The 13,790-nt window shown below is 39.1% G+C and carries 8 protein-coding genes; all 8 read right to left on the bottom strand.

Going from position 1 to position 13,790, the window contains the following annotated elements:
• Positions 1-6: 6 nt before the first annotated feature.
• The 8 genes from IPK35_07360 to IPK35_07325 all read right to left on the bottom strand — a co-directional run bounded on the left by IPK35_07360 (position 7) and on the right by IPK35_07325 (position 13,786).
• Positions 7-1,254 (bottom strand): glycoside hydrolase family protein, encoded by a 1,248-nt coding sequence (locus IPK35_07360; protein MBK8053076.1) that lies wholly within the window; start codon positions 1,252-1,254, stop codon positions 7-9.
• A 272-nt stretch (positions 1,255-1,526) separates the two neighbouring features.
• Positions 1,527-1,835, bottom strand: coding sequence for a hypothetical protein (locus tag IPK35_07355; GenBank protein ID MBK8053075.1), 309 nt, complete (start codon positions 1,833-1,835; stop codon positions 1,527-1,529).
• A gap of 995 nt (positions 1,836-2,830) precedes the next feature.
• Positions 2,831-5,227 (bottom strand): family 20 glycosylhydrolase, encoded by a 2,397-nt coding sequence (locus IPK35_07350; GenBank protein ID MBK8053074.1) that lies wholly within the window; start codon positions 5,225-5,227, stop codon positions 2,831-2,833.
• Between the two features lie 542 nt (positions 5,228-5,769).
• Entirely contained in the window at positions 5,770-7,038 is a 1,269-nt protein-coding gene (locus IPK35_07345) for a T9SS type A sorting domain-containing protein (protein MBK8053073.1), read from the bottom strand.
• A gap of 985 nt (positions 7,039-8,023) precedes the next feature.
• Complete coding sequence (locus IPK35_07340) at positions 8,024-11,164, bottom strand: PD40 domain-containing protein (GenBank protein ID MBK8053072.1); 3,141 nt, start codon at positions 11,162-11,164, stop codon at positions 8,024-8,026.
• A gap of 72 nt (positions 11,165-11,236) precedes the next feature.
• Positions 11,237-12,079 (bottom strand): transglutaminase family protein, encoded by an 843-nt coding sequence (locus tag IPK35_07335; protein ID MBK8053071.1) that lies wholly within the window; start codon positions 12,077-12,079, stop codon positions 11,237-11,239.
• Complete coding sequence (locus IPK35_07330; GenBank protein ID MBK8053070.1) at positions 12,076-12,810, bottom strand: peptidase; 735 nt, start codon at positions 12,808-12,810, stop codon at positions 12,076-12,078. The genes IPK35_07335 and IPK35_07330 overlap by 4 nt, the downstream gene beginning before the upstream one ends.
• Complete coding sequence (locus IPK35_07325; GenBank protein MBK8053069.1) at positions 12,788-13,786, bottom strand: alpha-E domain-containing protein; 999 nt, start codon at positions 13,784-13,786, stop codon at positions 12,788-12,790. The genes IPK35_07330 and IPK35_07325 overlap by 23 nt, the downstream gene beginning before the upstream one ends.
• Positions 13,787-13,790 lie beyond the last annotated feature (4 nt).

Genomic DNA, 13,790 nt, shown 5'->3' with positions numbered 1-13,790 from the left:
TTGATATTACTTTTTATTTAAGCTATTATAATTGATTTTCAATGGTATAGACACATTGAAAGTACCTGTAACTTTTTGATCAGCAGGCGAATTAATGGTGGCGGCTCCATAAAATGTCATGGGATCTCCTTGGTCATTTGTCAATAAAAATGGTCTTTCCAGATGATGAAGTTTGATGAGACTTCCATTTTTTAGTTGCACTTGTTTATTCATAAATGTTGATCTTCCTGATTTTTTCCAATTGATGCCATCTTGGGACGACAAAATAGCCAGTGATGGTTCTCCACCCGTCATTTTTCCTGAAAAATCTTTGATAATGACAAAAAATTGCTTGAATTTTTTATAATACCATACAAAAGGGTCTTCTGCATTAGCTATTTTACCATCGTCCATGCGTACATCAAATACGATCTGATCACTTGTCACGAAAGGGCCAGCCGGGTGATCAGACAAGGCCACACCATGCACACCCCGCCAATGGGGATCGTACCAATTTCCTTTAAAATACAACAGGTATTTACCATCTGAATGTCTATAGACCACCGACGGATTGGTTACAATGATGTTGTCAGGTTTTTGCAACGTACCTTGAGGAGATGGGTTGATGATATTTTCCTTTTTTACCCTTGTGCGGGGAGATAAAAGTGGTTGTTTGGGACGTATAAAAGTCCCGTTTAGTATCTCGTCAAAGTCGCTAAATTCTATCACCCCAATATGCTGCATCTGCTGGATTCTGTCTCTTTTACTCAGCTTTGATCCAGGGCTATCCGGTGGTTGCGTACCGGGATCTTTTGCACCTATATAATACAAATAATATCTGTCACCAAACTTCTTGATGTGAGGATTGTGTACCATCTGTGCATCCCAGGCAGTAGTATCGCCATCAAACCTTGTACCTCTGAGTACGATCTTTTCAAACTTAAAATCCTTGTCAGGAAACCTTGATGTAGCATATCCAATCTGTGATTCTAATACCCAGGTATTATAAAAACCAAGGCTATCTCTATCACAAGTCCATGTAGAAAAAAACATATGATACGTTGAGTCATTACTTTGTACCACGCTACCACACCACACAAACCTGTGATCGTCCATCAGTATGGAAGGCCCCTTGAGCATGACAGCATTATTTACAGCAACCAACCTTGCATCAATGGACATAGGCTGGACGGCAAAGTACTTTTGCCCTATGGCCTGAAAACCTGTACATGCCAAAAGAATTACCATCCAAAGTTTAATTTCAATTTTTAGCATAATTTCTCTAATTCTACATTGCTAATAGTATAATTACAAATGAGTATTTGATAAATGACGATTGACAAAAATCAGATTAATTCTACTTTGTCGAATTAGACGGACTTTCCGATTAATTGGAAAACTGATGGGTTAACCCAACAGTTGTGACCCTAATTTACCCATACATTTATCTTTAACTATCAAAAATTATTAGGTTTCCGGTTGATTACATTGAAATGAAAGTGTAAATGACTTAGATTTTTGAAGGTGACAAAGTAGAATTAATATGGTCAATCTATATGAAATACTTCCTCAGCGTCTAACCAAATACCACCTTTGGCAGCTGCATCCGAAACATCACCCACAAAATTCATATAAAGGCCATCAATTTTTGGATCTAATTTATCGAATACCACCAAAATGGCACCTTCCTGAATATACACTTTTGCACATTCATATCCTATACCAGCTGCTCCTCCAGTCAAAAAGATTACTTCATCTTTCAATAACAAACCCATCAGTTTTTTTTTATGCATTTTAAACAGCTTACTTATCCTTTCAACATCCTGTATAAATACAATTTTTTCAAAAGGGCTCATTTACAGCAACTTTGGTCTGGCATAGGAAATGATTTGCACCTTTTTGTCAGGCATTAGAGTATGTTTAAATTTTCGTTTTTGAGCGAAAGTGAGCAAATTTAATTTTATGATAGATGACTGAGTGGTCTCGTCTTTTGTCGAGAATCGAGTAAAAAATTTTACTCTATAACAAAGGAACTGCGATAGCCGCCCATCCAATCAAATGTGATAGCGTAGGTCGTCTCAAGCATAGCTTGACAGGCTCTTTAGGGAACGAGGGTAGCGGGTTTGATTGGTTCCTTTCATTAAATCGTGATTTCTATCACGATTTTGCTTTGCATCATTCAGTCAGACTCGCAGCGAATACCGTATATAGCTGGTTGCTCAAGCATAGCTTGACGCAGTACCGCAAAAAATATAACGCAACAGGAAATAAAATTTACTGATTGGAGCCAAATGATGAAACTTTAAACATACTCTTAATCATATTTTGGTTTTTTCAATTTTTTTTCTGCCCTTTTTTCTTTTGGGGTTTTGGCTGCCTCCTTTTTTACTTCTTTTTTGACGTCCTTACTTTTTGCCATGACACATTTATTTTAAAGATGTTTGTAAAAATAATTCAATTATGAACAAAGATATAATAATTATCACAATTTAATCAAGCAAAAAAATATAAAAAGCAAGTGTTATGGTAAGTGTTGAATGGCGGATCAATTATAAGTAGATTTTTCTTTTGATCAAGGCGATGGTTCCCGACCTTAGCCGTTGCTAAGAAAGGGGTTCATCAACGAAGAGCAAATGGAAAAGATACAATAAGTCATCCGTCAATTTAACCTTAACATAGCACGAGGTAAATAACAAAGAAATAATGAACCAGTCTGTATTTTTAATCTCGATGTTGTGGTACTCATTTAAGATCACAACTACTACCGACTTCCTGTAGGGTAACATAGGCGATGACATGATATCGTAATCGCTATAAGCCGACGGCCAGAGATAAAAACCATCGTGGTACACTAATACACCATAATTTCATCTATAAACATATAACCGCCATGGATATTCGGAGCTACGATCCTTATATATCGGGCAGAAACAGAATCTATTGTGGCAGTAAATTTTTTAAGAATTAATTCAGGATTTTTCTCTGAAATATCATGGTTTATCTTTTTGACGTTGACGTATTTAACACCGTCTTCGGATACTAAAATATCGACATGTGAAGGTAAAAATACACCGGGGCCGATTTGCTGCATAAAACGGATGGATACTTCTGACAGAGGCTGTACGGTTTCCATATCAAGCGTGACATCCAGATCTTTCAGATAACCGAGCCACTGCTTGTCTTGGTAAGTAAAAGAACCCATGACACCGTTTGTCAGTGTTCTTTCACTTTGTGCCGGATAGGATGTACTCCAATCGTTGTTGAAGGTCACTTTTTTATCAATAGCCCGGTGGTGATTTGATGTGTAACTTGTTTCTTTACCCAGCATCTGACCATTTTGAAAAATAGCCGACTTTATTTCCACTTTACCTCTGACTTCTATAGGTTTGGTATAAGTCTGAGATGTTGGAGTGGGAGATGATCCATCAGTAGTATATCTTATATCCGGCTTGAAAAGCTCACTGACTAATGTGAGTTCACTGGCAGTATGGTCTGCATTAGGTTGCTCACTGATCGTCAGGAAAGTGGATGGCCGGTAATAATTTACATGCATCCGTTGCAACAATAAATAATGGGCCTGGATTCTTTTGTGAAAATGGTCATAATTTTTTAGTGATTTTTGTGTCCATCCTGTCTCAGCTATTGCCTGTGCTCTTGGAAAGGCCATATACTCCACCTGATAGGTAGTGGGCATATATTCAGTCCAAAGGCAAGCTTGCAATCCTAAGATATATTTAGCTTTTTCTACACTCAATTGAGCTGGTACAGGTTCGTAATTATATACATTCTGAATAGGTAAAAATCCTCCAATAGCCAATGGTTGCGTCATCGGATTACTCTGATATGCGTCCAAATAACACGCTCCCGGAGTCATGATCACATCGTGGTTTTGTTCGGCGGCTATGATACCACCTTTTTCACCTCGCCAGCTCATCACCGTAGCATCTGCAGGCAGACCACCTTCGATAATTTCATCCCAGCCTATGAGTTTTCGACCCCGTGACTTTAAAAATTGTTCTATATTACTTATGAGATAAGACTGTAATTCATGTTCATCTTTGAGTCCTTTTTTAACTTTCAAATCCTGACATTTACTGCATTTTTTCCAACAATGTGTACCAGCTTCATCACCCCCTATATGTATGTATCTGGATGGAAATATAGCCATAACTTCCGCTAAAATATCTTTTAGAAAGTCTAATGTTTGGGGGTTTCCTATACAGAATTCATGGCAAGTATTCGGAATGTCGGAACAAGATAATTCCGGATATGCCGCCAGTACTTCAAATGAATGCCCCGGCATTTCTATTTCGGGAATGACAGTAATGTTTCTTTGTTTTGCATAGGCTACAATCTCTTTTGCTTCATCTTGGGTGTAATATCCACCATATGCATTTGGGTTGCCTTCCGGTACAAAATGACTCCCGTTTTTTGACCAATCTGTCCATTGGGCATAATTTCTGAACCCCGACTGCGAAGTAAGTAAAGGATATTTATTGATCTGAAGCCTCCACCCGGGAGAATCTGTCAAGTGCCAATGGAATGTATTAAATTTGTATAACGCCATTATGTCCAAATATTTTTTGATAAAGCTCACCGGATAAAAGTGACGCGATACATCTAAATGCATACCTCGATAAACAAATCTTGGACCATCTTCGATATCAGCACATGGTATTAAGTGGGTGTCTGGTTGCAATTTTTGTAACTGGAGCAAAGTAAAAACTGCGGTAATAGCACCACTTACATTGGCAGCATATATGGATATTTTTGAAGGAGTGATATTCAGCCTGTATTTTTCTCCTTCCAAATTGTCTTTAGATTTGATCAATTCTATAATTTTCGTCTTTCCTTTTCCATTTAGACTGATTTTCATTTCATCTTTCAACAGTCTTGCTACTTCCGAAAACTCTTTAGGTGCTTTTAATTTTGTGATACCTTCCAAAGTGAAAACACCACTTCTCTCAGTACATTTTTGAGGCTGAGGGATTAGGTTGGATGCACCAAGTACAGGTCTTTCTTGTCCATTCAGATTTTTTTTGACTATTTGATTATTTAGATTATCAGAGCAAACATCACCAATACTAAACTCTGATTCGTGTACAGCCATTGCTTGCTCTTGTACAAATTTTAAGTCTTCATTTACTTCCAATTGATCATTCAGATTTTCTTGTGGAAGAATTTTGTATTGCGAATGACATTCAAAATTAACAAGTATTAAAACTGAGATTACAATATATTTTACCATGGTTTGAGTGATTATTGTTTTGATAACATCCTATTTACTTTCAATAGATAGTAATCATATCTGTCTGTAACCCATATCTTGCAAACAATCGATTTATGATTTTCAAAACAAAGATGATTCAAACTATTTTGGCTTGTACTGATTTTTTAATGTACAGCAAATTTATTTAAATATTTTAAAATTTATGTTTCAATTAGGTAAATAATTTTTTAATTATGGGCCATCTCTGTATTTGACAGAAGTTTAAAACTCAAGGTCTCTCATGTGGCAAAATTTACGGTTACGCCAGCATTATTAGCATTTGTATCTTATGCATAAGTTATACCTATACATTGAAGGTGGTGAAGTATTGAGTTTTTTTATTGAAAGATGTGCCTTACAAAGGGCACCCTTAAGCAACAACACTCTTTAAGTGTACAGTATGGGAGATAGGTCATTATAATGAAAAATACTTTCCCAAAAATAATTGCAAAGGAAAATTATAAAATAAAAAGTGTATAAATGAAGAGTATTTCTTCATTTATACACGCTAAAAAACAATTTTATAACTTACTGAATCGGTAGTTCGTTGTCCCCGTCTGTCCATTGATAATAGCTACATACATACCCGGTGTTAGGTCAGCTACTGACAGCTGAAGATCGCCATCGGCATAGCCAGACGTCGTCCGGACAATCTTGCCACTCATATCTGATATGGAGATGGTATATGCTGCCAGTGGTGTCGCGATGTGAAGTTCATGCTGCGCCGGCCTATATCTGACATCAGCATGCCCTTTGGCAGCATCATCCCTGACAGCAACAATGGAAGAGTACTCAAACTTGCCATCGTAGTCTGTCTGCTTAAGTCGATAGTAGCTAACATCTGGCAAAGGGGATTGGTCACTATAACGATAATCTAGTCTACTTGAACTATTACCAGCGCCTTCTACCCTGCTAATGACACTAAAATTGCGTCCGTCTGATGATCTTTCGATAGAAAAATGATCATTATTAGTTTCAGAGGCTGTAGACCAATACAGATGATTTTGAGAATCATAATTTTTTACAGAAAAATCAATGAGAGTAACAGGAAGAATATTCATGGGAGTAACTACAATTTGACCTCCCCCACCATCTGCACTCATACCACTGCCACCTGAAACAGCACCTCTGTTATCTCCTAATCCGCCTGCACCACCCCCTGGTGAAATTCCATTGCCTGGATTTTGTGGATTTGCATCTTGATTTTCCCCTTTTCCACCTGCCCCACCTCCAGCAGATGCTCCTCCAGCACCACCTGTATTTCCAGAAGCCGCTCCTCCAACATTACCAGCACCAGAAGGTCCTCCTGCTCCACCTCCACCACCTCCAGCCATATTAGCCGTTCTTGCTCCGCCATTTCCACCTGAATTTATATTAGTACCTACAGGTCCGCTTCCTGTTCCGCCCGAACCTCCTGATGTAGCATTCCCCCTACCGCCTCCGGTAGCTGATAAAGTGCCACCCGGACCATTAAAAGTAGAGGTACCTCCATCTGAATTATTCCCTCCTACACCCACAGTTAAACTAATTGTAATTGGCCCAGAAACTCCAAGATATGTAAATTCTGCGTAACCACCACCGCCACCACCATTTCGAGCTCCGCTTCCACCAGTAGTAGTTCCACCACCGCCGCCCCATACCTGGACTCTTAAATCCGCAATATAACCTGCAGGAACTGTATAGGTGGAAGTGCCTGAAGTAAATGATGCTGGAGCAGGTGCTTGGCTCAAAAGACTATTAAAAAAAGTCAAAAAAACTCCGATAATTAGTAAAATTCCTTTTCTCATCATGTGGAAAATTTAGTTGATTAAAAAAAAAACAAATATAGATAATAAATTTTATAATTAATTTGTCTTCCCTAAATAAAAAATGTAGATACATTCGCTCACCAGTCCTCCTTCGTCGGCTTAGTGGTCGAATGGTGTTTTTTTCGACTGAGAAGCGTCCCGTTGGGCGACTCTTAAGCGAAAAGGGGCAGCGGAATTCAATCACTTTCTGCTCCATCAGCACTACACACATATGATATGCGTGCCTTGTTCATTCGCTCACCAGTCCTTCTTCGTCGGCTTAGTGGTCGAATGGCTTTTTTCGACTGAGAAGCGTCCCGTAGGGCGACTCTTAAGCGAAAAAGGGCGGCGGTTTTCAATCACTTTCTGCTCCATAATCGCGACACATATATGATATGCGTGCCTTGTTATTTCGCTCACCAGTCCTCCTTCGTCGGCTTAGTGGTCGAGCGACGTTTTTTTCGACTGAGAAGCGTCCCGTAGGGCGACTCTTAAGCGAAAAGGGGCGGTAGATGTAAAAAAACTACATGTTGGCTTTGATGCTGCTTTATTTCGCTCACCAGTCCTCCTTCGTCGGCTTAGTGGTCGAATGGCGTTTTTTCGACTGAGAAGCGTCCCGTATGACGACTCTTAAGCGAAAAGGGACGGCAGATGTGGAAAAAAACTACATGTTGGCTTTGATGCTGCTTTATTTTCGCTCACCAGTCCTCCTTCGTCGGCTTAGTGGTCGAAAGACTGTTGTTGTTTTTCGCTCACCGCTCCTCCTTCGTCGGCTTAGTGGTCGAATGTCATTATTTTCAACTGAGATGCGTTCAGCAGGGCGACTCTTAAGCGAAAAGGGGCAGCAGATGTGGAAAAACTACATGTTGGCTTTGATGCTGCTTATTTTCGCTCACCAGTCCTCCTTCGTAGGCTTAGTGGTCGAAAGACTGTTGTTGTTTTTCGCTCACCAGTCCTCCTTCGTAGGCTTAGTGGTCGAGCGGCTTGTTTACTTCAACATACTCATTATCTCTGATATCGCCCTGTCCAGCTGTGGATCAACCTGATTGAGTCTGTCCTTAAAATCCATGCCGACATATATATCAGGTGCCACGCCGACGAGCTCCAGGTTTTTGCCATCCAGAGTGTAGCAGCCCCAGGAAGGCAATCTGTAGAATGACCCATCGACAAGTCCTTTGCCGGATGTGAAGATGATCCACCGGTAGGTTTCCGTGCCGATCACTTTGCCGAGACCAAGTCTTTTAAATCCTTCAGTTGTCATCTCTGCATCACTGAGAGATTGTTCATTGGTCAGAAGGATGATTGGTTTTCCGGCAGGAGTAAAATTGGGCTGTACAGTGAGTGCACCTTCACGATATTTCCACTTCAGATAAGGTTTCTGACTCAAAAACTGGAGCACATTGTCATGGACATTGCCACCATTGTTGTATCTGATGTCCAGAATCAATGCATCTCTGTCATATATTTCAGTAGTCATGTCGATCAGAAACTTATTCAGCTCTCCTGTTCCCATATCTTTCATATGAGCATATGCTATTTTTTTGTTGGACTTCTGATCTACTATTTTCTGATTATTTGCTATCCATTCGTCATATCTCAGTGTATTAATTGCATTGAAAGACTCAGGAGTTATTTTTATAGTAAAACTGGAGTCTTTACGGCTAAATGTGAGTTGCAGTTCCTGATCCAATGATGGTTTGATAAAATATGACTCCCGGTTTTGCCTGACATCTACTGGTGTATCGTTGATAGCAGTAAGGACATCGCCTGCTATCAGATCAATGCCTTTTTTATCCGATGGGCTGTATGTAATGACGCGTTTGACTTTGTATGGATCATCATTGTCCCAGACTATACCGGTACCAAGTGATGTGGTTTTATAAAAAGTATTTTCTTCATCACCAAAGCTCGAAAAGCCTGTATGGGAAGAGTTCAGATCGCCCAGCATTTCGGTGATCAACACCCTCAGATCTGAACGTGTATTGACAAAGGTCAGAAATTGTTTGTAGTGTTCTCCTACCTGATTCCAATCGAGGCCGTGAAAGCTTTTATTGTAAAAGTTTTCCTGGACATTGGCCCATGTTTCAGCAAACATTTGGTCAAATTCAGCTTTGAGATTGCGACGGAAGGTGTGATCGATATTTATCTTCTCTGTTTTTTTGCCATCGATGTTTAGTGTATGAACGTTGCCGCCGATCAGTGCATAATATTTATCTGACGACTGGACTATAAAAGTACCGAATGATCTGGCACCTTCAATTTTTTCTGTTTTTGGCTTTTCAAAGGGTTCGTATGTAGTCATCCATAAGTGGTTTTCATTTTCACTGTGATTGGATGAATAAATGACGACGGTTTTATCTTCCTTTCGCAATACATAGCTTCTGCTTTGAGTTCCAAAATTAGGACTGACCAGCTCTACCCTATCCAAAATATTGTTGAAGTCAATGGTATAATTTTCCATTATGGGCTTTGTGTTCAATGAATCCGTTTTGGGAGCTACTGATTTGCTCTTTTCTATAAAAAGGCTGTCATATTTATTTGATCTGAAATCTTGTGAAAATTTTTCCAAAGGCAGTCTATACACCCTTGCATCCGAAAGTCCAAATGGATATGCGGGTTTTATCCTGTTGGATGTAAAATAAATATATTTACCATCGGGTGACCAAAATGGGCTGTTTTCTGTAATACCTGTTTTGGTGAGATTGGTCAGCTTTTTATTTTCGAGGTGATAAAGAAAGATATCCTCTTCAAAATTTCTTCTTGCTGTAAATAAGATATACTCATCATTTGGAGAAAATGAAGGTGTAGAATTCTGAAAACCCCAAAGTTCTTCCTTAACCAGTGTGGCAACAGAATCTCCATGAAGGTCAATGATTTTTACATCATTTCTACCACTGAGGAAGACGGCCTTAGTGCGGGATTTGTTCAATGACAGTTCTCTGTTATTTTGATTTTCATAGGTCAATTGTTTTTCCTGCGGAATGGTGTCAGCGCGTATCAAAAACAGGTTGGTGTACCCCTTTGTATTGGTTTGGGTATAGAGCAGGCTTTTATTGTCTGATTTCCATTTGACCTCAGTCACCCTTGCCAAAGGATTGGTTTTGAGCTTCTGAATAAATTTCCCCTTTATATCTGATACAAATAATTCACCTCTCGAAACAAATGCCAGTTTTTTGCCATCCGCACTCACATCAAAATATGAAATATTGTTTTGAACCGTAAAGTCCTTTTCCTTCTCAGCTGTCGCATTGGTAAATGTTACTACGGGAACTTTTGAAGTTTTGCCAGACCTGACCTCATATTTGAATATTTGAAAATCTTTCTCAAAAACCACATATCGTCCATCTGCACTAACTACCGGATGTTTGATAGATGACTTAAAATCGGTCAGGTGGCTGGTTTTACTTTTATTTAAGGTAGATAGGTTGTATTGCCCGTTTTTTTCATCAGATACAAAATATACATTGCCTTGTCGGTCTATGGTTGGCCACATATCTTTGCCTTCGTATTTAGTATATTTTTTAAAATTGTTGGTTTTAGGATTGTAGGATTGAATTTCGGGATTGTAAGATCCTTTATACCCTTTACGGTATGCCTGTGCCTTGCTTTCGGATGTTTCACTGAAAAAGATTTCGCCATCAGGGTGCATTGCTATATTGTGTAAAGTATGAAAGAAATTATGAAAAAGTCTTTTAGGTGTGCCACCAGAAATCGGGACCACATAAGCTGAGTTTCTATTCTCTCTTGATGAGGTAAAATAAATTTCTTTCGAATCCCAACTCCAGTTGTCCACATGATCAAATGCTTCATGAAAGGTCAATTGTTTTACTTCACCACCATCAGCCGGCAATATGTAAACGTCCTGATTACCATATTGAGATCCGGTAAAAGCGATCCATTTGCCATCAGGCGAGTACTTGGCCCTTGTTTCTTCCCCCAGCATTGCGGTAAGTCTGGTGGCAAATCCACCGTCAATACTGGCTTTCCAAAGATCGCCTTCATAAGTGAAAACAATATGATTGCCATCAGGACTTATACAAGGAAAGGATGTGAAATAGGCATGCTTTTGCTGAGCATGAGTTAAACCAAAAAAAACTATTCCAAGAAGGGTTAAAAATATTGACTTCATTGTATTGACTTTTATAGTGGTGCAAGGTAATTGCAAAATTAGAATGATGTGTGAGATGAGCGTAATTTATTATTAGTTTTTCTCTTGAATATCGACATAAGTATATAATTCACTACCTGAAGTCCCTCCGAAAGTACCTATGACAGGTAGTGTATTGGATGGTTCATAACTGGCAGCAAGGGGAAAGTAATGATGGTCGCAGAACAATCCAAGGCTTGGGTCAATGCCTATCCACCCGGCACCGGGGACATAGATATCTATCCACGCATGAAGATTGTGTTCATCTGACAATGATGGATTATATGCATAACCACTCACAAATCTTGAAGCCAGTCCTACACTTTTAAGCATCTCCATCATCATGCAAGCAAGATCACGACAAGAACCTCTTTTGTCAGAAAATGTGATAAGCGGATGCTGAAACCCCGGTGCTATCCTGATTTCATGTTGCCAGTGCTGATAAATGTATGCATTGATACTATGTAAAAAGCTTACTATATCATTGGTGGCATGAAAAAATTCTAATGCAAATGATTTAAGTTCGGGAAGGAACAATTGGAGTAAATATACTTCTATCAACTTGTTTTTATATCCGCCATAGTCAAACCCTGTGTCCAACTTTGTAAACCTGTTGTCATAGATAAAATGCAGTGGGTTAAACTCCTTGGTTTTTACAATAAATTGCACCTTGATATCTAAATGACTGGTATATCGTCCAAACCACGCCTGATAGTATGATGAGTTTTCCAGGTCAATCAGGGCATTCAATCCGGTAGGTTCGGGATCTACTCTGATAGCATGGTGTTTTATCTGATAATAATTCCTGTTTTGTATAGTAAGGTATAGAATATGAGGATTGAGCAGCACTTCATTTTCATAAGTATATCGTGTCTCATGATTGATTTCTAAAATCATAATTTTGCTGTTTCAGCATCAAATGCTCTGTTGAGTACATCTGACGGAAGGTCGTGGATAGCTTCTTTCAGTCTGTCATTCCAGTAAGCCGACACTGCCCGCAAATCGTGATCTTCAAACTTTTTTTCAATGGTGAAAAAAGAATTATTTTCCAGGATAACAGTATGAATGGGAAAATCTACATCATTGACAGAAATACGGGATGCATCAAAAGCAAGAAATGCACATTTCAATGCATACTCGATGCTATCTTCATACTTTAATGATCTCTTGAGGATCGGGCTTCCTGGTCCTGAATTTCCGATGGCCACAAAAGGTGTACCTGTCCGCACTTCTATCCAATTTCCTTCAGGATACAATAAATACATTTTGGGACTATCGTCATCTTCAAACTGACCGCCAATAATTGAAAATAAATTAAAAGTCAATCCCGCCTGTTCCAGAGTCTTTTTGTCTTCTTCGGCAACTTGTTTTACTAAATTGCCAAATTCATTGACGGCTTTGTATAGTTTATTAAAATTTTTGGAAGGGTCGTCTATCACGTCTTTAAAATAGGTGATAGCCTTATCCCTGACTGACCTGAGTCCTGAAGTCATGATAAAAAAACTGTGTTTTTCTTTATTGACGGTGTACACTTTTTTTGATGTAGTAGTCTCACTTCCTGATGTGATACGAGTATCCGAAAGGCCTATCAGACCATATTTGGTTTTAATGCCCAGGCAATATGTCATTCTTGCATTGAATTTTGAGATGCAAAGTTATTTTTAAGTTGGAAAAAGTATCATTTACGTTGTTAGAAATGTCAATTATTTTTATTTGGAGCTGATCAATATACTGATGCAAACCAAAATCAATGATTTCATGGACCGAGGTAAACTCGAGTTTGGAACGGAGTGCTCCGATGGTTTTTTCAGGACTATTTGTAAATCCTCGGCTACTGTTTCCGGAAATGTTTTTCAAACAATTTTCGGCTTCTGTGATACAGTGAAATACGGATCTTGGAAAAACGTCATTTAAAATTAAAAATTCGACGACCTTGGAGGCTTCCAGATTTCCGTATAGCCTGCGGTAAGTATTAAATCCTGACACCGACTTGAGCAATGCAGACCAATGCAGATAATCCATCGGAGAGCCCACCAATGCCGGGGACGGTAATAATATATGGTATTTTACATCTACGATCCTGCTGGTTTTATCTGCTCTTTCCAGAAACATACCTAAAAGCCTGAAATACCAGCTTTCCGTTCGAGCTACGGTAGCAAATCCGATACCATTGATCAGCAAAATTTGTTCTTTCACTCCTGTAAAAAATGGAATTGGGTCACCGTCCATCCAATCACTGCTTTCAGCCATCCCGTTGACATAATGGAAGAGTTCGTTGAGTTTTTCCCATGTTTCTTTGATGATATTTTCTCTGATTTCACGGGCATTTTCGCGCGCTTTTGAAACGCTTGAAATAATAGAATTTGGATTGGACTCATCAAATGCCATAAAATGAATAATATCATTTCTGTCATACCCGCTGTAATGTTCTGCGTAATATTCAGAATCTCCTGTGACCTGAATCAATGGCAGCCATTGTTCTTTCTGATCTCTGGGAAGGTCCAGCATCAGATTAAAATTTACATCCATAAAGCGGGCATAGTTTTCCGCTCTTTCGAGATATCTCCCCATCCAATAAATAGAATTTGCAACCCTACTTAACATATTA

The organism is Saprospiraceae bacterium (assembly GCA_016713025.1).
In the GTDB taxonomy this organism is placed as follows: domain Bacteria; phylum Bacteroidota; class Bacteroidia; order Chitinophagales; family Saprospiraceae; genus OLB9.
Note: the sequence above shows the minus strand (reverse complement) of the source record. Positions and strands in the feature narration are given on the sequence as shown.